The organism is Bacillus cereus, from assembly GCF_007678085.1.
GTDB lineage: Bacteria > Bacillota > Bacilli > Bacillales > Bacillaceae_G > Bacillus_A > Bacillus_A cereus_BE.
This window is the reverse complement of sequence record NZ_VEDW01000002.1, coordinates 751,552-773,521: the sequence shown is the minus strand read 5'-3', so window position 1 is coordinate 773,521 and position 21,970 is coordinate 751,552. Positions and strand designations below refer to the sequence as shown.

Genomic DNA, 21,970 nt, shown 5'->3' with positions numbered 1-21,970 from the left:
CTTTTTTATACAAGTAACGGCAATTTCATAACAGCTTCTTCAACCGAACGAACAATATGATTTGCCTTATCCTTCACATATGGATGAGCATGATGTAGAGTAAATGAATGCGGGGTTACTTCAAACATAGAAATATCATTGAAAGAATCTCCAATGCATGCAACTTCATTTGCCTCAATTTGCAAATGTTCCATTAGTCGCCTTAAAGCACTCCCCTTACTTACTCCCCTTGGCATAATGTCAACATAGCGTTTACCAGACATAAAAACTTCCGCTTCGCTCTGAAATGTATCTCGTAATTCTTGATCTAATGCTGTAATTGTCTCTTCTTCCCCAAAAACAAACAATTTCGCAGGATGTACAGTCTTACCAAATTCCTCTTCTAATGCTTCTATCTCAGCAATATGCACGCCCATATATGTTTCAAAATTATGATGATGTTCATTCTTTCTTTTTGTATACCGTTGCTCATTTGCACAAACAATATCTGCTAGTCCCTTTTTATGGATATATCGATATATTTCCTGGGCAATCCCATCTTCAAAACTTGATTCATGAAATATTTTTCCATCTGGTAGTAACATCGTTGCTCCATTTAAACTAGTTGTGTAATACGGGAATGCAAACCTATTTACGACTTCATCAATTCGATGAGTAAAGCGGCCAGAGGCAAAACAAATATTTGTCCCTTTTTCAGCTAACCAACAAAGTGCACGTTCATCTTCTTTTTGCATATGATTCACATTGTAAACGAGCGTATCATCTAAATCACTTACAAATAATTTAATCATGTCCTCTTCCCCTTCCATACACAATATCTACTCTAAGTGTACACAAAAAATGTTTGATTTTTGTTAAAAAACATTAAATTTTTGCTAAAAAAATAAACGGGTGTATAATCCCGTTTATTTTTGTCTTCTTGCATTTTGAGGTTTTACAATACTTGGGCGTACTTTTAAACTAGACATCGTTGGACGGAGTATAATTTTTGTTAATGCTCCCCAATCAAATGGTAAAAACGGCCATAAATACGGTGTTTGTAAACTTTTTATAGACGTTAAAAATAAAATTAATATCGTCATTCCAACTACAAATCCCATTTCATGAAATATACCTGTCAAAATAATGACAAATAGCTTCCCGATTTTATTCCCAAGCCCTAGTTCATAACTCGGTGTTGCATATGCTCCAATCATAGAGACTGCTACGTATAAAATTACTTCTGGCACAAACAAACCTACATCAATGGCAATTTGACCAATTAATATGGCAGAAATTAATCCTGCTGCAGACGACAATGATGTCGGTGTATGAATGGCAGCCATCCTTAAAAATTCGAGTCCGATTTCGGCCATCAAAATTTGTAATAAAATTGGTAAATGCGTCATCTTGTTTGGTCCAATGAAAGCAAGACTTTCCGGTAAAAGAGTCGGATCAAAAACAAACACTAACCAAAATGGCAATAAGAACAACGAAAATATAACACCTAAAAAACGTACCCAGCGTAAAAATGTACCTACAGCTGGATTTTGTCTAAACTCTTCTGCATGTTGTAAATGATGAAAATATGTTGTCGGTGTAATCATAGCACTTGGTGATGTGTCCACGAGTACTAACACATGTCCTTCTAGTAGATGATTTGCTGCTACATCGGGTCTTTCTGTGTATCGAATAAGCGGGAAAGGATTATAACCTTGTTTCACTACAAATTCCTCTACTGTTTTATCTGCCATCGTAATCCCATCTATTTCAATGTTATTTAATTCTTGTTTTATAATCTTAACTAAATCCGGGTTTGCAACATCTTGTACATATGTAATACAAATATCCGTTTGTGATCTATCTCCTACTCGAATCATTTCATTTCGAAGACGTGGATCACGTATTCTTCTACGAATTAACGCTGTATTTACAACGATATTTTCAACAAATCCATCCCTTGCGCCACGTACTACCTTTTCTGTATCTGGTTCTGTCGGCGTCCGGCCCGGATAACTACGAACATCTATCGCAAACGCTTCCGTTTCCCCTTCAACAAATATAACGATGAGTCCTGATAATACTTGAAGCATTACCTCATCCATCGTTTTCACTTTACTTACTTGCTGATGAATTAAACGATTCTCTAAAAGCTTCACTGTATCTTCTTCTACATCCCTTATTTCATTTGTATCCACCGCTTCTTCTAAAATAGGGATAATATAATTCGTATCACAAAGTCCATTTACAAACAACACACCAATTTCTTTATTTAAAATTTGAAATTTACGTATGCCAACATCGTATGTAACCCCTAATCCAACTGTTTGCTTTAAATAATTTTCATTATCACTTAAAAAAGATGAAATAGGGATATCCACTTTTTTAGGTTTCGTCATAAAATCCACTCCTTTCCAAAATTAACTGAATTGCTTTTTTAGTAATTGGTGATCCTCTCTCCCATTCATCGTTTCCACACATCTTACCAATATCACCAACTCCCACAATGACAGGCACATTCAAATCATCTAAACAATAAATTGTATCTCCGCTAATTCTGCCAATTTCACCATCTGGAAGTCCAAATTTATCAACACCGTATTCGGTTAAATTCCCATTCCGATCTACACTTACATCTACACGGGCCCATTCCCAATGATGTGTATTAGACGCTACTGCCAAAATCCCCAGTACATCAATTTGTTTATGTGTGGCTACATATTTTAAAGCCTTTTCACCAGATCCTTCTCCAATAAATCCACTGTCATCAAACATGACAAATACAGGGTCATATGGCGTTTGCATAATAAGCTCAACAACTTTCTTCCCTGTCAATTTGGTTGGATTACTTTGTGATGCTGAAATACACCTTCCCCCAAATTCCTTCGTTAAAAGCTCAATTGTTCGCTTTGCATATTCATCTCCATCTGTGACCAAAACAACCCTTCGTCTCATTTGATTTATCCTTTCGGTTTACATATAAGTGCTACAAAAAATGAAAATAATATCGCTGCGGAAATGCCTGCAGACGTTAAACTAAACATACCCATACCAATCCCTATATATCCGTGTTTTTCTGCCGCATGCATTGCCCCATGTAATAGAGAATGTCCAAAACTTGTAATAGGAACTGTCGCCCCAGCGCCAGCAAACTTTATAAGCTTATCGTATAATCCGAAGCCATCTAAAACTGCTCCTAGGACTACAAAGGTAGCCATTAAATGGGCTGGTGTTAACTTTGCGAAATCTAACAATACCTGTCCAATTACACAAATAGCGCCTCCTACAAGAAATGCATATATAAAATCCACAATTCACTCTCCCTTCACTCTCTCAAATACGACACCATGTGCAATTGTTGGAATGGTTTCTTTCTGCTGCATCATCATCGGACTTAATAACGCACCAGTAGCAACGACAAAAATTCGTTGTAAATTCCCTTTTTGCATCTCGCTTAATAAATGACCATATGTGACAACAGCCGAACAAGCACAGCCACTACCACCTGCAAATACTTCTTCTTGACCAGAATCATAGATCATTAATCCGCAATCATTATATATATGCCCAATATCATACCCCTCTTCCAGTAACAGTTGTTTTGCGATTGGTGTCCCAATAGCTGATAAATCACCGGTAACAATCAAATCATAATCTGCTGCACTTCTCTTCAAATCTTCAAAATGTTGTTGAATTGTATGAGCAGCAGCCGGTGCCATCGCCGATCCCATATCTAAAGGATTCGCAATCCCTAAATCTTGCACTTTTCCAATCGTAGCCGCCGTAATTTTAATGGCACTTTTTTCTTTACTAATTAATATGGATCCCGCACCTGTAACAGTGGAATTTGCTGTTCCTGGTTTTTGTCCCCCATACTCTGTTGGATAACGAAACTGTCTTTCAGCCGTTGCATTATGACTACTTACCGTCGCTAAAACACGATTTGCGAATCCACCATCTATAAAGGCTGATCCAACAGCTAAAGTCTCCATCGAAGTTGCACAAGCGCTAAACATCCCTAAAAAGGGAATCCCCCACTTACGCGCAACATAATTTGCTGTCACTGTTTGATTTAATAAATCACCCGCTAAAAAGAAATCAATTTGTGATGTTTTTACGTTTCCTTTTTGCACGACTTGTTGAATTGAATCTGACATTAATCTTCGTTCAGCAAGTTCCCAGTTTTCCTCTCCGCAATGTAAATCATCGTATGAAATATCAAAATCCTTTCCGAGAGGGCCTTCAGCTTCTTTTGGACCGACAGCAGTACCGGTTGCATTCACATAAATATCATTTTGAAATACCCACGTTTGTTTTCCGGTCAACCTCATACTAGCCCCTCCTTTAAGACATAAAAATGTTAAAAGTATATCTTATTAACCCAATAACGTATGCACCAACGACCCCAAAAACGATAACACTTCCCGCCAACTTAAACATATTTGTAGCAATACCAAGCACAATCCCTTCACTCTTATGTTCTAGCGCAGCACTCGCCATAGAATTCGCAAATCCAGTAACAGGTACGGCCGATCCAGCTCCAGCAAATTGACCGATTTTATCATATACACCACAACCTGTTAAAATCGCCGATAATAATACAAGCGTTGCAACTGTCGGATTTCCTGACTCTTGTTCACTGAAATGAAAATAATGTATATAAAATTTCATCAATACTTCTCCGATTGTACAAATGAGTCCACCTACAAGAAATGCCTTGACACAATTTATGAAATAGTTTGGTTTTGGATGGTACTCCTTCACTTTATTTACGTAATCATCCTTTAGTTTTCTCCCTGTCATTTATATATTGCCTCCTACTTTACGAAATAAATCCAGTGAAACAATGAGCCTATTACCTTGCCAAGTACAAGAGCAACGAGTAAAACAACGATTTTCCCTTCTACCCCTACTCGTTTCGCTAAAATAGGTAAAACGTTTAACACTTCTGTTAATGCGGCTGCAAGCATTCCAATGAATGTACCACAAAATATTCCTAATATAACAAGCCAATATTGCGACGTTTGAAATGTAATGTTTTTCAAACTACACCAAGCTCCTGTTAACGTACCTGCAATAACTGCCCACTCAAAATATTGAATGTGCTTTCCACTTCTCGTTAATTGGGCTAGACGGGGGATTATACCTAGTACAGCTAAAAATGCGACATATCCGCTACCTACTGCAATACCTCCCGCCAAACCAATTAAAATAACAAGCCCAGACTCAATCATCGGCAAGTTGTTTCATATTATCCTTGTTTTCATGAACAATTACATATTGGTCAAGTGACTGCTGGTATTGGAACATCTCCACTTCTAACGGACTTGGCTCTTCATTAATTCGCTTTTGAAATACATGATTAAAAAATAAGACCATTCCTAATCCAAGACCTACTGAATAAGGAATTTGAAATAGAAGTGGTTGTGCCTTAAACTCTCCCGTAATCATGTAATATAACCGCTGGTGTACTTGTTGCATACTTACATCTTCATGGAAATAAATGATTGCAAGGGCGGCTCCAATGAAAAGTAACAACCATACAAGCCCGAAGAAAATCGGATGTACTTTCTTTTTTTCATATATAATTTCAACAAGAGTTTGTCCAGAACCGAGTAAATTAATTTGTATATGAGCCGCTTTTTGCCTTATAATCTCAATTATTTTCATAACATCAATTACAACATGCGTCTTATCATGCGCTGTTATTTTGTAAACTACCTCATCCTGTAGCGACTCAACTACCACAGTATCTCCGGCAAGTTGAGCAACATCACTCAGTTTCACTTCATACGTAGGAGAAACTTTTAATCGATTACGCATTTTAATATAAATTGTTTGGTCCAATTTCCATTCACCTCTTCACTCTTCCTCGTAGTTGTAGTATGGTTATTGAATTTTTTTCTAATACAATTTTTTCATAAAAAAAACATCTGTACCGTTTCGGTACAGATGTTTTTTAGTTTATGCCTTTTTCTTAAATAAATTTGCAATACTTAATGCGAGTCCTCCCCAAATGACTACCATACCAATAACCATCATCATAATCGCTGATCCGCTCATTATGAAACACCCCGATCTTTCCATTCTTTTTCAAGCTTAGCAGAATCTGAATGTATTTGTGCATTCCATTTCTTTAGACTAATGATTAGTGCAACGATAAGGAATGCCGCTGCAATTGACCAACCATATGTTACGACGAACTCCGTTGGATAATCTCCATAGTTCTTTTTAATATTTTGGATTGTACCATCAATTAACATGTAACCTAACATAAGCGGAGTAATAACCAGTAAACTCACTCTCCAAAACGTTCCTAACTTGATATCAGATACGAAGTTTGCGTGATTTTGATAAACTGGTAAACGGCGTAAAATGAGCCCTATCGTAACTACTTCTACTAATGCAATTGAAATTAATCCGAAGTTGTTAGCGAAATAATCCACAACATCTAGGAACATAAGCCCGCCACGTGTTGCAAAAACAAGAGAAACTAGTACAAGAAGCGTCCCCATAATTCCAATTGTTTTTTGGCGGCTTAAGCTGAACTTTTCAGATACGGCAGCGAAACATACTTCCGCAAGCGAAATGAGGGATGTAATTCCAGCAACCGTTAATGATAAGAAAAATAATACGCCAAATAACGGTGACATCGGTAATTCATTAATAATTTGCGGGAATACTACGAACGCAAGCCCTACACCAGCACTTGCTACTTTATCAACCGGTACTCCCATATTGTTTGCCATAAATCCAAGAGCTGCAAAGACCCCAATCCCTGCTAATAATTCAAATCCTGAGTTTGCAAACCCAGTAATAAAGGCATTATTTGTTGTATCTGAGTTTTTCGGTAAATAACTAGAATACGTAATCATAATTCCAAATGCTAAAGATAAGCTAAAGAAAATTTGACCATAAGCAGCAAGCCATACCTTTCCATCAAAAATACGACTCCAATCTGGTTTAAAGAATGCATCTAATCCTTGCATCGCACCTTCCATCGTCACTGCACGAACTACGATAATAAAGAACATAACAACTAGTAAAGGAATAAAAATACGGTTAACAACCTCGATTCCTTTTTTTACTCCTTTAAATGCTACACCAAGCACAATAATCCAAACGAGAGCTAATGGAATTAATACTTCCGGTACGAGCCCTCCAAACTGTCCAGGCTTATCTGCAACATGTAAATACTCTTTAAATAAAAATGATTGCGTATCTTTCCCCCATGCTCCAGTAATCGCAAAGTACGTATAAGAAATAGACCAAGCAATAATTACTGCATAATATGTTGAAACGATAAACGTTACGCACATTTGCCACCATCCGATAAATTCAGCACGTGGACTAATACGGAAGAACGTAAGTGGCGCGGAACCACGGTGACGATGCCCAAGAGCAAATTCAAACGCTAATAATGAAATACCAGTCGTTAATAATGCGAATAAGTACGGTAAAAAGAATGCGCCTCCCCCATTTTCATACGCTGTATAAGGAAAACGCCATATGTTTCCTAATCCAACGGCAGATCCGACCGCTGCGAAAATAAATCCAGCCCTCGTTCCCCATTGTTGCCTCGTTTCCATATTTCCTTCCCCCTTTGTGACAAGTTCATACTTGGATTATATTTTAAATTTACTAAATTATCAATAAATTCTGTTAATTTTTAAGAAAGTTTATAGTCCCTTCCTATTAAATTCATAAAAAAGATCGAATAGATAGCTATTCATCTATTCGATCTTTCATCTGCTTTAATATTTTCTTTTCAAGTCTTGAAACTTGTACTTGCGAAATGCCTATTCGTTCCGCTACTTCTGATTGAGTTTGGTCTTTATAGTAGCGTAAATACACAATTAAACGTTCTCGATCATCTAATTCTCTAATTGCTTCTTTTAAAGCAATTTTATCAAACCATTTCGTTTCAGATTGATCAGCAATTTGATCTAAAATAGTGATTGGATCCCCGTCGTTTTCATACACCGTTTCATGTATGGATGAAGGAGCACGACTCGCTTCTTGCGCCAGAACCACTTCTTCTGGCGTCAGTTCTAACGCTTCGGCTACTTCATTAATCGTTGGGGCTCTTCCAAATTCTTTCGAAAGTTCGTCTCTCATCTTTCGTATTTTATTTCCTGTTTCTTTTAAAGATCTACTTACTTTCACTGATCCATCATCACGTAAAAATCGCTGTATTTCGCCAATAATCATTGGAACTGCATATGTTGAAAATTTCACGTCGAAAGATAAATCAAATTTATCTACCGATTTTAAGAGTCCAATACATCCAATTTGAAATAAATCGTCTGGTTCGTATCCTCGATTAAGAAAACGCTGCACAACCGACCATACGAGACGCATATTACTTTGAACGATTGTATCTCTCGCTTGTTGATCTCCATCTTGACTTTGTTGAATTAACGCTTTTAGCTCGTGGTCCTTTAACTGAGGTTTCTTCTTCTCATTTTTGACCTCTATGTCCATAGGCTATTCTCCTTAATTGCATAGAGCGTTACTATTTGATAAGTATTTTGTCAAATGGATTGTTGTCCCGAAAGATTCGTTTGAAATAACTTCTACTTCATCCATAAAATTTTCCATGATAGTAAATCCCATTCCGGAACGCTCTAATTCAGGTTTAGTTGTAAAAAGGGGTTGTCTTGCTTCATCTAAATCAAAGATGCCAATCCCTTCATCTCGAATCGTGAGTTTCACCATTGCTTCTTCCAAAATTACAGAAATATAAACAACACCTTCTGCATTTCCTTCGTACCCATGAATAATTGCATTCGTAACTGCTTCTGACACAACTGTTTTAATCTCCGTAAGTTCCTCCATTGTTGGGTCTAGTTGCGCAATGAAAGCAGCTACTGTAACGCGAGCAAACGATTCATTTTGACTTAATGCCGAAAATTGAAGGTTCATTTCATTTCTCATTTATGCCACCCCCAACGTCGCGAGCGCATGCGCTTCACTTTCTTCTAAGCGAACAATTTTAAATAAGCCCGACATTTCAAATAAACGTTTAACAGGCGGTGAAATTGCACAAACAACCATTTCTCCCCCTAATCCCTTTACATGCTTATATCGGCCTAATATAACACCTAAACCAGAACTATCCATAAACGATAAGTTCTCTAGGCTCAAAACAATATGATGAACACCATGTGTCTCAATCATATCTGTTACTTTCGTTCGCAACTCTTCAGCAGTATGATGATCTAATTCACCCGCTAGTCTCACACATAGGACGTCACGTTTTACTTCTAATTGCATGGAAAGACTCACACGATTTCCTCCTTATGCTCAAACTGTACTCATTTACATACATAAAGATTTTCGTGATACAACATAAGAATCCTTCCTACTGACAAAAGAAGAACTATTTCGTCATAAAGTGAAACCATTCAGCAATTATTTACTTTCATACGAATAGAAAAGCGGCAAAATATTTGCCGCTATTTTGATGTTGAAAACATCCCAAAACTTCTTTTAAATAACTCCCACCAGCTCGCTGCAGCAACATCTTCTTTTGCTACAATTGTTTGTTTTAATAAAACATCTTTATCTTTTTTAATAACAAGTGTACCAAGTGCGTCACCTTTTTTAATCGGCGCTTTCACTTTCTTTTCAGCAATTACTTCTTGCTTTACTTTGTCCATATTTTCGCCTTTCTTCATAAGAAGAGACACATTGTCTGACGCAACTAAATCTACTTTTTCTTTTTTCCCTTTTCCTACTTGTACAGTCTTAATTTTTTCGCCTCGTGTATACAATTTCTTTGTCATATATTGACCAAATGCGTAGTCAAGAAGCTTCGTCACTTGATTGTTCCGTTCTTTCGATGTAGGTGCTCCCATAACAACTGAAATAACACGCATCCCATTTTTTTCAGCCGATGCTGTTAAACAATATTTCGCTTCAGTCGTAAACCCTGTTTTCACACCATCTACTCCAGGATAAAAACGGACTAACTTATTCGTATTAACGAGCCAAAACTTTTTATCCGTATCTTCACGTAAATAATCTTCGTATTTACCTGTGTATTTGCGAATAAGTGGGTACTTCATTAATTCTTTCGCCATTATAGCCATATCATTCGCTGTAGAATAATGGTCTTTAGCCGGAAGACCTGTTGGGTTTTGAAAATGCGTATTTTTCAGTCCTAAGTCTTTCGCTTTTTTGTTCATCATATTTACAAAACCTTCTTCTGAACCAGCGATATGCTCTGCTACTGCAACAGACGCATCATTTCCAGATGCAATTGCAATACCCTTTAGCATTTCATTTACCGTCATCTCTTCTCCAGGCTCTAAAAAGATTTGTGATCCACCCATTGAAGCTGCATGCTCACTTGCTCTAACTTTATCGGTCAGTTTTAGTTTTCCTTTTTCAACTTGTTCCATAATTAATAGCATTGTCATAATCTTCGTCATACTAGCAGGTGGTAACTTCTCATTTGGATTTTTATCAAACAAAACTTTACCTGTATCTTGTTCAATTACAATTGCTGACGACGCTTGTTCCGCTAACTTCGGCGCTGTTTCTTCTGTTTTCTCCTGCTTCGTCTTCTCAGATTGTGCGAAACTAACTGAAGTACCAGAAAGCAATAACATGAAACAAACAAGTATTCCAAAAACTCGCTTCATGACTAACCCTCCATTCTATATCAAACCTATTTTTTCCAATTTATTATTTTTTAATACCATATTTTTCTAAAAGTTTCAGTTGACAAATATATTCATCGCCTATATTGTATTAAGTGTATTATACACAGTAGTACACTTAATACATATCAGAAAGGAGACATTGCTCTTGCATATTCAACTTGATCCAAGAAGCAACACTCCGATATGGGAACAAATTGTTCAAAATATAAAAGAACTCGTATTGAAAAACATGTTAGCTCCAAGTGATAAACTTCCTTCTGTACGCGAACTCGCTTCTTTACTCGTTATAAATCCAAATACAGTGAGTAAAGCGTATCAAGAATTAGAGCGACAAGGGATTATTGAAACATTACGAGGAAAAGGAACATTTGTATCCCAATCGATTACCCCATCATTAGACGAAAGGAAAATCGCTATGGTTGAAAAGCAATTTCATCAATTACTATTAGAAGCCTCTTATCTTGGTGTTACGAAAGATAAAATTCATGATTGGATAGATTCATACTACAAAGAGATTGGAGGAAATGCGGATGCTGAAAGTGACGAACTTGAAGAAAACAATTGATAATCAAACGATTTTAGATGATGTTTCTTTCACATTACAAAGAGGAAGTATTATCGGATTACTCGGAAGAAACGGTGCGGGGAAAACAACTTTATTACGAACGATGGTCGGCATTTTAGACCCTGATGCAGGGACTATTACATATGAAGATACAAACATTCATCAGTGTCCTGAAATAAAACAAAAAATCGTATATGTTCCGGATTCTACTAACATATTGAACGGATATACGATAAAAGAAATTGTAAAGTTTTATAAAGAAGTTTATACCGCATTTGATGAAGCATATTTCTATGAACTGTTAGAACGTTTTAACTTACCAAACAAACGGATTCGTAGCTATTCAAAAGGAATGAAAGCACTACTTGCCATCATTTTAGCCGTTTCTACAAAAGCAGAATATATCATTTTAGATGAACCGACAAACGGACTTGATCCTATCGTGAAACGGCAAATCCTCCAATTTCTCGTTGGAGAAGTTGCAGATAAAGAGATTACCATTTTCATCTCAACTCACCATTTAGATGAGGTGGAACAAATCGCAGATACAATCATTATATTAAAAGGCCATAATATCTCGTCTATTACATCACTAGACGATGCAAAATCACGATTTGCAAAAATACAAGTAGCTTATGAACGGTCATTACCTCAAAAACTAGAAAACTTAAGCAATATTAAAATATTAAATCAAACAGGAAAAGTATTTACAATCTTAATTGAGGGAAATGTGGCTACAACACTGGAGAAGTTTTATAAAGAACAGCCTATACTCATTGAAGAATTAACAATGTCACTTGAAGATGTCTTCGTTACGACACTGGAGGAGGATGGGTATGTTTCATAAGGCGTTGTGGATGTGGAATTGGAAACGCGGGAAATATGCTGTGTTACTATTCTTCTTTAGTTCGCTTTATCTTTTATCTTTAGGATACTATAGAAGTGCTCAGATGGAACTCGATAAATATTACGAATTACAAGAAAAAGGGAAACAGTATTATTATTTTTATACCTTTTCTTCAGGAGAAGGTAATAGTTTTTGGTTAACTCTTCTTATCATTGCTTTAGCCTGCTTATTGATAGGGTGGGAACGTAGCAACCAATCTAATACACTACTTATGACGATGCCGTTTAAAAGAAAAGATGTTTTCTTATCGAAATGGGCTTTCGGTTCCTTTTGTATTGTGAGCTCATTACTTGTAAATTGGATTCTTATGTATGTTATTTATAGAACAACTATTCATTTTGATTATCAATCATTTAGTCCGTTTCATCGATACTTTCTTTATGCAATTGTTTCTTATGTTGCAGTATATACAGCTGCACTATGCATCGGTACTTTTACTGGAAGCATTGTTTCCCAGGTTGTTTTTTGTATTCCGTGGCTACTAATGGGACTTACATTTATTCCACTAGTTTACACTTTTACGATAAATCATTTAGAAGCTACCGATCCTAAAAATTATAAGCTATATGAACAACTTTATGAAATCAATCAAAAAACAAATATAGTTGCACCAATATATCGCTTTTCTATTGATTATAACTATGATCCAGAATACCGAAAGCAGGACAACGATCCAACTACTTTAAGAAATCCAGTATCTCATAAATATTATTCAACCAAATCAATGTTAGTCCCTATTTTCTATACAATATTTTATTTACTACTTGGGACATATTTATATATGCGGTCACCAAATGAAAATAGTCAAAAGATATTTATTTTCCAAAAACATTTAAAAATATGGATATGGGGGACAACCATTTACTTTGCATTACTAGGTGGCTATAAAATAAATCAATTTTATTTCTTACCTAACTACTATATCAGTTTGTTTCTCGCTGGAATCATTACTTATGTTGTATTATCACGCCTAACAAATTATAAAGTTTTTTAAAGGAGAGATCCTATGTTTCAAAAAGCACTGTGGCTAAGAACATATCAACAAAGTAAATATGTTGTATGGTTATTTTGGCTCGTCAGCTTCTATACTTTGTCATATAAATACTATATGACTTCTATTCAACAGCAACACTTTCTAAGTGACAATAAAAAATGGAACTATGTATATCATTATCACTTTGATTTAACACTTCTAGATCCTGTCATGCTGTTAGGTAGCGTACTGATCATTCTAGCTTGTACATTAATTGGATGGGAAAGACAAAACAACTCTAGCGATTTGTTATGGTCTATGCCCTTTAAGCGTTCACACCTTTATATAACAAAGTGGTTGTTTGGAATCTGTAATATTGCCGCTGTTGTCATTTTAAACTGGGGGCTATTTGCTATTATGAAAAGGTTGACTTTTCATAATAAATATCAAGTATTTTCCCCGTTTCATAGTTACTATATATATATGTTAATTGTATTAATCGCTATTTATACACTCGCATTATGCGTAGGAACAATAACTGGGAATATTATCTCGCAAGGATTTCTCACTGCCGTTATATTCATCTTCCCGTTATTACTTCCACCACTTATATCAGGAGTCATCGCTGTTCACTCGAATGTCGACTTTCATGAGAAGAATGGCCGTATACATGATGTTATGGAAAACATACGTATTTCTGGTCCAGCAGAAGATTTTACTATTAACTTTAATTATGATCCACAAAGCGCTTATACCGATCAAAATGGAGTACGTCATAACGAACCAAACTTTACAAAGATTCCGCCGGCAAAAACATTGATTGCACCTATCGCACATATCATTGTTTTATTACCACTCGGTATATATTTATATGCTCGTTCAGTCAATGAGCGAAATGGTAACTACTTATTATATCCAAAGCTACAAAAAATAGTTATGGGTTGTGCAATTTTCTTTGGTGGAATGGTTGGAGGTTTAATGCTGAGTCGTGCGCAGTCATTGCCTAGCTTTTACATCGGATTTTTGGTGACTTGTTTCATTACGTATTTCTTCCTACCTAAAATATTAAAATGGAAAGTCTCTTGGAATTTCAAATAAAATAACCTCCTCCTCATGAGGAGGTTATTTCACATTCTCTCTTCTTTTCCCATACTCTTTTTCTTGCTTTGTTCCAAACCCGTCTCCATTTGCAACGATTTGATCTGTTGGAGCAACAATGCTCTCAGCAATTCTCCATTCTCCCCCTTGTTGAATAAACACTTGCATAAAATAATTCATGCCATTTAACTGATACGGATTTTCTTTTTTCACTTCATAACGCGCTGCAACATAATACACTTGCACATTCTCAGCCTCAAATTTAGAAATATATTGTGATAATCTCGGGATGTACTGCGATGCTTTTTGAAGTGGCAGTTGTTTTACTTTTACAAGAGAAGACTTTGTTACATTACTAATCGTATCTTCATGCCGAATGTTATCACTATGATGAAATAAAATAGCATTCTGCATTGAGCGAATCCATAGTTTTGAATATAAAACAGGTTGCTTATTTGAAATATGTTGTAATTCTTTTTGAACGACTTGAAGGGGCGTAGCGGCATCCGCGAATTGATTAAAGCAGAAAAAACTCCCAATCATAATGAAAAGCGTACAAATACGTTTCATAAATTTTCACTCCGATTCTTTTTAATTAAAGTATTGGAGTTTCAAAATGTTTTTATTCAAAAGAAAAAGGATAGGAAAGCTTTCGCTTCCTATCCTCATTTATTATAATACGCGGCCAAATAGCTCTAATACCATTTCGATTTCTTGGTCGCTCCAACCTTTAAATCTCTCTTTATAATATTCTTTACGCACAGCTTCAAGTTTTTCAGTTACTTCTCTTCCGTGTTCTGTAATTTCTAAGTACACGATACGACGGTCTGAATTTGAACGCTTTCTTTCTACAAACCCTTTTCGTACGAGACGATCAGTAACAGCTGTAATATGACTGGAGGTTACGTTTACTTCACTCGCAATTTGCGAAGCCATCTGTGGACTGTTTAAAAATAAAGCGCGTAATACAGAAAATTCATTATATGGCATATGTTCTGCAAAACGTGTATTAATATCATTTTGTAATAAACGTATCATCTTTCGAAATGATCCGGATAACTCTAAAATCAGTGTTTCTCTTTTTTCGTTCACTAGCCTCGTCCCTTTTTTATCATATTTACACATATTATAATCTATAAATACCTATGTTGTATATGCTTTCTTCCCTCAACATTCTCATTTATGTAACTTTTTTCATATAAATTTCTTTTTTGTTCACACATATACATATAAATAAGGATGGTGATGGAACATGCAAGGTGGAATGAATCCTTATTTACACAACGTACGTACAACTAATACTGGTAAAGAAGCTACCATTACGGTGCAAGGTGAAGGCATTGTAAAAGCAAAACCAAATGTTGTTATATTAACGATCGGTATTCGTACAGATCATAAAAATGTAAAACAGGCACAAGAAGAGAATGCAGTGCAGTCTAAACAATTATTAGATGCACTGAAACAGCTAGGGATTGCCGAAAAAAATATAGAAACCATTTCTTATACGATTACGCCCCAGTACGAATATGTAAATGATAAAGCATTACTACAAGGATATCGTGTGGAACATTTGTATGAAATTACCGTTTTAAATGTACAAAAAGCAGGGGAAGTATATGATATAGCCGTTTCAAATGGAGCAAATTTAGCAAAAGGCTTACGGTTTCGGATATCTCACCCAAATAAATATTATGAGCAAGCTCTCATTCAAGCTCTGCAACAAGCGGTAGAAAAAGCTCGTGCTATTGCGAGTACATACAATTTAAACATTAATCCTGTTCCACTCTCATTCGTTGAAGAATCTGCTCAATTACCACGAGAAGTTGCGTCCTTTGCTACTTTACATGCACAAGCAGCTCCTCCCATTCAATCGGGAGAATTAGAAATCATTTCAACAATACGAGCGATTTTTACGTATTTATAAATAATCTTATTTATAAGTAAACGTTATCATTTTCCTTGTTGTAAAAACATGATGTTCTGATATAATAAAGGACGGTGAGCTCTTACGAAAGAGATATCACGGGTGGGAGAGGGATATGAAAAAGAAGGTTTAACATGAAAGGAATACTTGAAAGAACATTTAAATTAGGTTTACACGAAACATCACCAAAACAAGAAGTTTTAGCTGGAGTTACGTCATTTTTCACGATCGTATATATTATGATTGTAAATGCATCCATTTTATCCGATGCTGGCATTCCTCTTGAGGCTGGAATTTTAGCAACTGTTTTCAGTTCATTTGTCGGATGTCTGCTCATGGCATTTTGGGCAAATGCACCTGCTATTCTTGTCCCTGGTATGGGTGTAAATGCATTCTTCACGTACACTGCTGTGCATACGCTTGGATTAACTTGGCAGGAAGCATTAGCAGCTGTCTTCATCTCTGGTATTATTTTTGCAATTGCTGCGTTTACACCAATCGCTCGCGTGCTTTCAGTATCGATTCCAAAGTCATTAAAGGAAGCTATTACTGTCGGCATCGGATTATTTTTAGCATTTATCGGATTGCAAAAAGGTGGTTTAGTCGTTTCGAATCCAAATACTGCTGTTGCAATGGGAAAATTAAGTAACCCTGTCGTTCTTGCGACACTACTTACTCTTATCGTTGCACTTGTATTATTTATTCGTAACGTACGTGGAAACTTTTTATGGACGATTGCAATAGGAACTGGTATTGCATGGCTATTTGGTCTTGTTGATACAAGTCAAATCGGAAATAGTTCATTCTCATTTGCTAATTACGGCGATGTGTTTGGTGCTATGTCATTTGGCAAACTTTCTTCCTTACCGTTTTGGATTGCAACATTCTCCTTAAGCATGGTGCTTATTTTTGAGAACATGGGACTTCTGCACGGTTTATTAGAAGATGACCGTAAATTCCCACGTGCTTACCAAGCCAATGCAATTTCAGCAATGACATGTGGTCTATTTGGCACAAGCCCTACCGTATCAACAGTAGAGAGTGCCGCAGGTATTACTGCAGGCGGAAAGACAGGTCTGACGTCTATCGTTACAGGGTTGTTATTCTTCGCGTCACTGTTTGCACTTCCGTTTGTCAAACTAATTCCTGATAGTGCCATTGCACCAATCTTAATTATTATTGGCGGCCTGATGATTACAAGCATTCAACAAATTCCTCTGAACGATTTTTCAGAAGGATTTCCAGCGTTCTTAATTATCGTCATGATTCCGCTCACATATAGTATCGCTGATGGCATTGCGTTCGGATTTATTGCTTATCCTATCTTAAAAATTGCTCTTGGAAAGCGTAAAGAAGTCGCACCGTCTATGTATATCGTTACATGCTTATTCTTAGCCATGTTCGTATTACATGCTATTGGTTAAGTAAAAAACACCGAGGAATTTTCCTCGGTGTTTTTTTACTTAAACCATCCTTTTTTATAAAACCAAGCCATCATGCCACCGCCAATTAGCGCCATTAGAAGTAGACAAATAAAATAACTATATTGTCCACCAAGCTCTGGCATATGCGTAAAGTTCATTCCGTATACTCCCGCTATAAATGTTAATGGCATGAAAATAGTCGAGAATACAGTTAATGTTTTCATAATGTTATTCATATGATGTGAGTTTAATGAAAAATAGCTATCTCGAATATCTGCCGTTAACTCCCGGCTTGCCTCAATCATTTCTGTTAGTTTCAGCAAATGGTCATGTATATCTTTAAAGTAAATCTCATGATCACTTATACCGTAAAAACGAGTCGAATTTAAAATACGATACAATAAATCACGCATCGGAATGATTGTGCGCCTTAGCTTCGATAAATCTGCACGTATATCAAATACTTCTTCTAGCACACTTCCTGCTGTCTCACCCGTTAAATTATCATCAATTGCATTTAAATGATCCTCAATGTAATATACAGGCGCAAAATAGTCATCTACAATTTGGTCGATAATTGTATGCGCTACGTGTAAAGGACTATTTTTAATACGCTTCTTTTCTCCAAGTGTTTTCCATACTCTTTCGATTGCATTGTTATGAGAAAAGTGGAAAGAGACAATGAAACGATCACTAATAAATAAATCAATCTCGTGCGGTTCTAATCCATCCTCACCAAATGCATGAAGAACTAAAAAGTTATATCCATCATAAAAATCAACTTTTGGCCTCTGTACATATTCTATACAGTCTTCAATTGCAAGGGGATGGAACTTAAAATGATCTTGCAAAATGTATGTATACTCTTCTTTCGTTGGCTTATATAAATCTAGCCAATACCATACAATATGGTCTTTCGTTGTTTCTTCTAGCGAAACATCATATAATACTTCATCTGTTTTTGTTATTGCACAAATTCTAATCATAATTTCACCCATTATTATTATAAACAAAAAATAGTAAAAAAAGCCAAGGAGAAATACTCCCTGGCCTTTCTTTATTATTCAGTAACGATGCCGTGCACTAATGTTGGTGCATCTACATGTTCGTTAGCAATCTTCATGTTCTCATAAATTTTTGCTTTTACATCTTCCACATTTTCACGGTTTGCGTAAATGGTAACAAGGGATTCACCTTTTTTCACGCTGTCCCCTACTTTTTTGCGAAGCATTAAGCCAACAGCTAAATCAATTTCAGATTCCTTCGTCGCACGTCCTGCTCCTAAAAGCATTGCTGCTGTTCCGATTTCATCTGCAACGATTTCTGATACATAACCGTCTTCCTTCGCTTCTACTTCAATTTTAAACTGTGCTTGTGGTAATTTAGAAGGATCATCAACAACAGATGCATCGCCGCCTTGCGCTGATAAGAACGTTTTAAATGATTCTAGCGCTTTACCGTTGTTCATGACTTCAATTAATTTTTCACGTGCATCTTCTAAAGATGAAGCTTGTCCAGCAAGGTATACCATTTGACTTCCAAGTGTTAAACATAACTCTTCTAAATCTTTTGGTCCTTTACCTTGTAACGTATCAATTGCTTCTTGCACTTCAAGTGCGTTACCAATAGCCTCACCAAGTGGTTGACTCATATCAGAAATAACAGCCATCGTATTACGACCAACGTTATTACCAATGCGCACCATTGCTTCTGCTAAACGTTTTGCATCCTCATCTGTTTTCATAAATGCACCTGCTCCAGTTTTTACATCAAGAACAATTGCATCTGCACCAGCAGCAATTTTTTTACTCATAATCGAGCTTGCAATAAGCGGAATTGAGTTTACTGTTGCTGTTACATCACGAAGTGCATACAATTTTTTATCCGCAGGTGTTAAGTTTCCACTTTGACCAATAACTGCGATTTTGTTTTCATTCACAAGACGCATAAATTCATCATTTTCGATTTCAACATGGAATCCTGGAACTGCTTCTAATTTATCGATTGTACCACCAGTATGTCCTAGACCACGTCCAGACATTTTTGCAACAGGTACACCTAAAGCGGCTACTAATGGACCTAATACAAGTGTTGTTGTATCACCAACGCCACCTGTTGAGTGCTTATCTACTTTTACTCCTTCAATAGCTGATAAGTCGATTGTATCACCGCTGTTTACCATTGCCATCGTTAAATCAGCACGTTCTTGATCGTTCATATCTTGGAAGAAAATTGCCATTGCAAGTGAACTTACTTGATAATCAGGAATATCACCATTCGTATATCCTTCAACAATAAAGTTAATTTCTTCTGTCGTTAATGCATGTCCGTCACGTTTTTTTGCAATTAGGTCCACCATTCTCATTGTGAGGTCACCCCTTCATTTGTTTTACGATTGCTTTTACTAATGCTAAGAAGTTAGCTTTAACACGTTCTGTCGTTTCAATTACTTCATCATGGTGAAGTGGCTGATCTAAAATACCAGCTGCCATATTTGAAATACAAGAAATACCAAGTACTTTCATACCAGCATGACGCGCTACAATTACTTCAGGTACTGTTGACATACCAACTGCATCTCCGCCAAGTGTACGAAGCATACGAATTTCAGCAGGTGTTTCATATACAGGACCTGTCATTCCAACGTATACACCTTCTTGTACTTTAATATTTAAGTCTGCTGCAACTTGTTTCGCCATTTCGCGAAGCTCTACTGTGTATGATGTAGACATATCAGGGAAACGTACACCCATTTCAGAATCATTTGGTCCGATTAATGGATTTGTACCCATGAAGTTAATGTGGTCTGAAATTAACATAAGGTCGCCTGGTTCGAATGATGTATTTACACCACCAGCTGCATTTGTTACAACAACCGTTTCTACACCTAGTTCTTTCATAACACGAACTGGGAATGTTACTTTTTGCATGTCGTATCCTTCATAGAAGTGGAAACGCCCTTGCATTGCTACTACTGTTACACCTTGAAGTGTACCGAATACTAGTTGACCTGCATGACCTTCTACAGTTGATACTGGGAATTCAGGGATTTCACTGTAAGGTACTGTTACTGCGTTCTCGATTTCTTCTGCTAGTACACCTAGTCCAGATCCAAGGATTAGTCCTACTTGTGGTGTTTCTTGAAATTTCTCTTTTAAGTATGAAGCTGATTTTGTAATAAGTTCACGATTCATTTGTTTATCCCCCTATTTCTTTAGCTCGTTTAAGAAGCTTGTTCCGTATTCTGGCATTTTCACACCGAAGTTTTCTGCTACCGTTGCACCAATATCAGCAAATGTTTGGCGAAGTGATAATTCTTGTCCGCCATCTTTCATGCTTGGGCTATATGCTAATAACGGTACATATTCACGTGTATGATCAGTACCGTGGTGAACTGGATCATTACCATGGTCTGCTGTAATTAATAATAAATCATCTTCTTTTAGTTTTTCGAATACTTCTGGAAGACGAGCATCGTACTCTTGTAGAGCTTCTCCGTATCCTTGTGGATCACGACGGTGTCCAAATAATGCATCAAAGTCAACTAAGTTCAAGAAGCTAAGACCTGTAAAGTCCATATTTAATGTATCTACAAGCTTATCCATTCCATCCATATTAGACTTCGTACGAAGTGATTCAGTTACCCCTTCACCATCATAGATGTCAGAGATTTTACCGATAGCAATAACATCGTAGTCACTATCTTTTAATTCATTCATTACCGTACGGCCGAATGGTTTTAATGCATAATCATGACGGTTTGGTGTACGTGTAAAGTTTCCAGGCTCACCAACGAATGGACGAGCAATAACGCGACCTACCATGTACTTCTCATCTAACGTTAATTCACGTGCAATTTTACAAATTTTATATAATTCATCAAGCGGCACTACTTCTTCGTGTGCTGCGATTTGTAATACGCTATCAGCAGAAGTGTAAACGATTAAAGAGCCTGTTTCCATTTGTTCTTGACCAAGCTCATCAAGAATCTCAGTTCCAGAAGCTGGTTTATTACCGATGATTTTACGACCTGTTTTTTCTTCTAATTCATCAAGTAATTCTTTCGGGAATCCTTCAGGGAACACTTGGAATGGTGTATCAATGTAAAGACCCATGATTTCCCAGTGTCCTGTCATTGTATCTTTACCAGTAGATTTTTCTTGCATTTTTGTATAATATCCAAGTGGTTTTTCTACTTTAGAGATACCTTTCATTTCACGAATGTTACCAAGACCTAATTTCACCATGTTAGGCATTTGTAACCCATTCATATGTTCAGCAATGTGACCAATTGTATCAGATCCTAAATCACCAAATTGTTCAGCATCTGGTGCTTCACCGATTCCAACAGAGTCCATTACGACTAGGAATATACGTTTATATTTATTCATAACTGCGACCTCCTATAAGTTCAGTTCTACTTCTTGTAG

Annotated in this window: 26 protein-coding genes; 6 read left to right on the top strand and 20 right to left on the bottom strand. The window is 36.5% G+C overall.

Annotation, left to right across the window (positions count from 1 at the left end; translation table 11 throughout):
• Positions 1 to 5 precede the first annotated feature (5 nt).
• From FS742_RS13285 to dacF, 14 genes are all read right to left on the bottom strand, one after another.
• The gene (locus FS742_RS13285) at positions 6 to 809 is read right to left on the bottom strand and encodes a Cof-type HAD-IIB family hydrolase (RefSeq protein WP_144612814.1); all 804 of its coding nucleotides are present in this window, start codon (positions 807 to 809) and stop codon (positions 6 to 8) included.
• 96 nt (positions 810 to 905) lie between these two features.
• A complete protein-coding gene (spoVAF, locus tag FS742_RS13280) occupies positions 906 to 2,378 on the bottom strand; it encodes a spore germination protein SpoVAF (RefSeq protein ID WP_144612812.1) in 1,473 nt (490 codons plus the stop codon).
• A complete protein-coding gene (gene spoVAEA, locus FS742_RS13275; RefSeq protein WP_088361869.1) occupies positions 2,365 to 2,934 on the bottom strand; it encodes a stage V sporulation protein SpoVABEA in 570 nt (189 codons plus the stop codon). The genes spoVAF and spoVAEA overlap by 14 nt, the downstream gene beginning before the upstream one ends.
• A gap of 5 nt (positions 2,935 to 2,939) precedes the next feature.
• Positions 2,940 to 3,290 carry a stage V sporulation protein AE gene (gene spoVAE, locus FS742_RS13270; protein ID WP_000345910.1) on the bottom strand — a complete coding sequence of 117 codons (351 nt, stop codon included), beginning with the start codon at positions 3,288 to 3,290 and terminating at the stop codon, positions 2,940 to 2,942.
• 3 nt (positions 3,291 to 3,293) lie between these two features.
• Positions 3,294 to 4,310, bottom strand: coding sequence for a stage V sporulation protein AD (gene spoVAD, locus FS742_RS13265; RefSeq protein ID WP_144612811.1), 1,017 nt, complete (start codon positions 4,308 to 4,310; stop codon positions 3,294 to 3,296).
• 13 nt (positions 4,311 to 4,323) lie between these two features.
• Entirely contained in the window at positions 4,324 to 4,782 is a 459-nt protein-coding gene (spoVAC, locus tag FS742_RS13260; RefSeq protein ID WP_144612809.1) for a stage V sporulation protein AC, read from the bottom strand.
• A gap of 14 nt (positions 4,783 to 4,796) precedes the next feature.
• On the bottom strand, positions 4,797 to 5,213 hold the full coding sequence (spoVAB, locus tag FS742_RS13255) for a stage V sporulation protein SpoVAB (RefSeq protein WP_000572948.1): 417 nt from the start codon (positions 5,211 to 5,213) through the stop codon (positions 4,797 to 4,799).
• A complete protein-coding gene (spoVAA, locus tag FS742_RS13250) occupies positions 5,206 to 5,826 on the bottom strand; it encodes a stage V sporulation protein SpoVAA (protein ID WP_000372934.1) in 621 nt (206 codons plus the stop codon). Before spoVAA ends, spoVAB begins: the two co-directional genes overlap by 8 nt.
• 117 nt (positions 5,827 to 5,943) lie before the next feature.
• The gene (locus FS742_RS13245; protein WP_000016829.1) at positions 5,944 to 6,042 is read right to left on the bottom strand and encodes a methionine/alanine import family NSS transporter small subunit; all 99 of its coding nucleotides are present in this window, start codon (positions 6,040 to 6,042) and stop codon (positions 5,944 to 5,946) included.
• A complete protein-coding gene (locus FS742_RS13240) occupies positions 6,042 to 7,568 on the bottom strand; it encodes a sodium-dependent transporter (RefSeq protein ID WP_144612807.1) in 1,527 nt (508 codons plus the stop codon). Before FS742_RS13240 ends, FS742_RS13245 begins: the two co-directional genes overlap by 1 nt.
• A 136-nt stretch (positions 7,569 to 7,704) precedes the next feature.
• Complete coding sequence (gene sigF, locus FS742_RS13235; protein WP_000350733.1) at positions 7,705 to 8,463, bottom strand: RNA polymerase sporulation sigma factor SigF; 759 nt, start codon at positions 8,461 to 8,463, stop codon at positions 7,705 to 7,707.
• Positions 8,464 to 8,475: 12 nt separating this feature from the next.
• The gene (spoIIAB, locus tag FS742_RS13230) at positions 8,476 to 8,916 is read right to left on the bottom strand and encodes an anti-sigma F factor (protein ID WP_001243399.1); all 441 of its coding nucleotides are present in this window, start codon (positions 8,914 to 8,916) and stop codon (positions 8,476 to 8,478) included.
• Positions 8,917 to 9,267 carry an anti-sigma F factor antagonist gene (gene spoIIAA / locus FS742_RS13225; RefSeq protein WP_000059133.1) on the bottom strand — a complete coding sequence of 117 codons (351 nt, stop codon included), beginning with the start codon at positions 9,265 to 9,267 and terminating at the stop codon, positions 8,917 to 8,919.
• 170 nt (positions 9,268 to 9,437) lie between these two features.
• Positions 9,438 to 10,628: a serine-type D-Ala-D-Ala carboxypeptidase DacF gene (gene dacF / locus FS742_RS13220; protein WP_048562388.1), complete on the bottom strand. Its 1,191-nt coding sequence runs from the start codon at positions 10,626 to 10,628 to the stop codon at positions 9,438 to 9,440.
• Between the two features lie 166 nt (positions 10,629 to 10,794).
• Here dacF and FS742_RS13210 point away from each other — a divergent pair, with 166 nt between their 5' ends.
• Genes FS742_RS13210 through FS742_RS13195 form a run of 4 tightly spaced genes read left to right on the top strand, consistent with a single transcriptional unit; the run spans position 10,795 to position 14,192 of the window.
• The gene (locus FS742_RS13210; protein WP_144612805.1) at positions 10,795 to 11,214 is read left to right on the top strand and encodes a GntR family transcriptional regulator; all 420 of its coding nucleotides are present in this window, start codon (positions 10,795 to 10,797) and stop codon (positions 11,212 to 11,214) included.
• Positions 11,180 to 12,061, top strand: a complete 882-nt coding sequence (locus FS742_RS13205) for an ABC transporter ATP-binding protein (protein WP_144612804.1) — start codon at positions 11,180 to 11,182, stop codon at positions 12,059 to 12,061. Before FS742_RS13210 ends, FS742_RS13205 begins: the two co-directional genes overlap by 35 nt.
• Positions 12,051 to 13,115, top strand: a complete 1,065-nt coding sequence (locus FS742_RS13200) for an ABC transporter permease subunit (protein ID WP_144612802.1) — start codon at positions 12,051 to 12,053, stop codon at positions 13,113 to 13,115. Before FS742_RS13205 ends, FS742_RS13200 begins: the two co-directional genes overlap by 11 nt.
• Before the next feature lie 12 nt (positions 13,116 to 13,127).
• On the top strand, positions 13,128 to 14,192 hold the full coding sequence (locus tag FS742_RS13195; RefSeq protein ID WP_144612800.1) for an ABC transporter permease: 1,065 nt from the start codon (positions 13,128 to 13,130) through the stop codon (positions 14,190 to 14,192).
• Positions 14,193 to 14,216: 24 nt separating this feature from the next.
• Here FS742_RS13195 and FS742_RS13190 read toward each other — a convergent pair whose 3' ends face one another.
• Positions 14,217 to 14,762 carry a hypothetical protein gene (locus tag FS742_RS13190; protein WP_098091970.1) on the bottom strand — a complete coding sequence of 182 codons (546 nt, stop codon included), beginning with the start codon at positions 14,760 to 14,762 and terminating at the stop codon, positions 14,217 to 14,219.
• Positions 14,763 to 14,864: 102 nt separating this feature from the next.
• On the bottom strand, positions 14,865 to 15,284 hold the full coding sequence (locus tag FS742_RS13185; protein ID WP_001003313.1) for a MarR family winged helix-turn-helix transcriptional regulator: 420 nt from the start codon (positions 15,282 to 15,284) through the stop codon (positions 14,865 to 14,867).
• Between the two features lie 160 nt (positions 15,285 to 15,444).
• Between FS742_RS13185 and FS742_RS13180 the strand changes: the two genes are divergently transcribed.
• Complete coding sequence (locus tag FS742_RS13180; RefSeq protein ID WP_144612799.1) at positions 15,445 to 16,116, top strand: SIMPL domain-containing protein; 672 nt, start codon at positions 15,445 to 15,447, stop codon at positions 16,114 to 16,116.
• Positions 16,117 to 16,250: 134 nt separating this feature from the next.
• Positions 16,251 to 17,540 carry an NCS2 family permease gene (locus FS742_RS13175; protein ID WP_144612797.1) on the top strand — a complete coding sequence of 430 codons (1,290 nt, stop codon included), beginning with the start codon at positions 16,251 to 16,253 and terminating at the stop codon, positions 17,538 to 17,540.
• Positions 17,541 to 17,575: 35 nt separating this feature from the next.
• Here the strand turns inward: FS742_RS13175 and corA are convergent, their stop codons facing one another.
• From corA to deoB, 4 genes are all read right to left on the bottom strand, one after another.
• Entirely contained in the window at positions 17,576 to 18,538 is a 963-nt protein-coding gene (corA, locus tag FS742_RS13170; protein ID WP_002008459.1) for a magnesium/cobalt transporter CorA, read from the bottom strand.
• A 62-nt stretch (positions 18,539 to 18,600) separates the two neighbouring features.
• Positions 18,601 to 19,905 (bottom strand): pyrimidine-nucleoside phosphorylase, encoded by a 1,305-nt coding sequence (locus tag FS742_RS13165; protein ID WP_001243077.1) that lies wholly within the window; start codon positions 19,903 to 19,905, stop codon positions 18,601 to 18,603.
• Positions 19,906 to 19,912: 7 nt separating this feature from the next.
• Positions 19,913 to 20,734, bottom strand: coding sequence for a purine-nucleoside phosphorylase (locus FS742_RS13160; protein ID WP_016086425.1), 822 nt, complete (start codon positions 20,732 to 20,734; stop codon positions 19,913 to 19,915).
• A gap of 12 nt (positions 20,735 to 20,746) precedes the next feature.
• A complete protein-coding gene (gene deoB, locus FS742_RS13155; protein WP_016086424.1) occupies positions 20,747 to 21,931 on the bottom strand; it encodes a phosphopentomutase in 1,185 nt (394 codons plus the stop codon).
• Positions 21,932 to 21,970 lie beyond the last annotated feature (39 nt).

What these genes read in the sequence shown, in the direction of transcription:
- FS742_RS13285 (WP_144612814.1), bottom strand. Translation starts at nt 809, where the DNA reads ATGGAAGGGGAAGAGGACATGATTAAATTATTTGTAAGTGATTTAGAT.
- spoVAF (WP_144612812.1), bottom strand. Translation starts at nt 2,378, where the DNA reads ATGACGAAACCTAAAAAAGTGGATATCCCTATTTCATCTTTTTTAAGT.
- spoVAEA (WP_088361869.1), bottom strand. Translation starts at nt 2,934, where the DNA reads ATGAGACGAAGGGTTGTTTTGGTCACAGATGGAGATGAATATGCAAAG.
- spoVAD (WP_144612811.1), bottom strand. Translation starts at nt 4,310, where the DNA reads ATGAGGTTGACCGGAAAACAAACGTGGGTATTTCAAAATGATATTTAT.
- spoVAC (WP_144612809.1), bottom strand. Translation starts at nt 4,782, where the DNA reads ATGACAGGGAGAAAACTAAAGGATGATTACGTAAATAAAGTGAAGGAG.
- spoVAB (WP_000572948.1), bottom strand. Translation starts at nt 5,213, where the DNA reads ATGATTGAGTCTGGGCTTGTTATTTTAATTGGTTTGGCGGGAGGTATT.
- FS742_RS13245 (WP_000016829.1), bottom strand. Translation starts at nt 6,042, where the DNA reads ATGAGCGGATCAGCGATTATGATGATGGTTATTGGTATGGTAGTCATT.
- FS742_RS13240 (WP_144612807.1), bottom strand. Translation starts at nt 7,568, where the DNA reads ATGGAAACGAGGCAACAATGGGGAACGAGGGCTGGATTTATTTTCGCA.
- sigF (WP_000350733.1), bottom strand. Translation starts at nt 8,463, where the DNA reads ATGGACATAGAGGTCAAAAATGAGAAGAAGAAACCTCAGTTAAAGGAC.
- spoIIAB (WP_001243399.1), bottom strand. Translation starts at nt 8,916, where the DNA reads ATGAGAAATGAAATGAACCTTCAATTTTCGGCATTAAGTCAAAATGAA.
- dacF (WP_048562388.1), bottom strand. Translation starts at nt 10,628, where the DNA reads ATGAAGCGAGTTTTTGGAATACTTGTTTGTTTCATGTTATTGCTTTCT.
- FS742_RS13205 (WP_144612804.1), top strand. Translation starts at nt 11,180, where the DNA reads ATGCTGAAAGTGACGAACTTGAAGAAAACAATTGATAATCAAACGATT.
- FS742_RS13200 (WP_144612802.1), top strand. Translation starts at nt 12,051, where the DNA reads ATGTTTCATAAGGCGTTGTGGATGTGGAATTGGAAACGCGGGAAATAT.
- FS742_RS13195 (WP_144612800.1), top strand. Translation starts at nt 13,128, where the DNA reads ATGTTTCAAAAAGCACTGTGGCTAAGAACATATCAACAAAGTAAATAT.
- FS742_RS13190 (WP_098091970.1), bottom strand. Translation starts at nt 14,762, where the DNA reads ATGAAACGTATTTGTACGCTTTTCATTATGATTGGGAGTTTTTTCTGC.
- FS742_RS13180 (WP_144612799.1), top strand. Translation starts at nt 15,445, where the DNA reads ATGCAAGGTGGAATGAATCCTTATTTACACAACGTACGTACAACTAAT.
- FS742_RS13175 (WP_144612797.1), top strand. Translation starts at nt 16,251, where the DNA reads ATGAAAGGAATACTTGAAAGAACATTTAAATTAGGTTTACACGAAACA.
- corA (WP_002008459.1), bottom strand. Translation starts at nt 18,538, where the DNA reads ATGGGTGAAATTATGATTAGAATTTGTGCAATAACAAAAACAGATGAA.
- FS742_RS13165 (WP_001243077.1), bottom strand. Translation starts at nt 19,905, where the DNA reads ATGAGAATGGTGGACCTAATTGCAAAAAAACGTGACGGACATGCATTA.
- FS742_RS13160 (WP_016086425.1), bottom strand. Translation starts at nt 20,734, where the DNA reads ATGAATCGTGAACTTATTACAAAATCAGCTTCATACTTAAAAGAGAAA.
- deoB (WP_016086424.1), bottom strand. Translation starts at nt 21,931, where the DNA reads ATGAATAAATATAAACGTATATTCCTAGTCGTAATGGACTCTGTTGGA.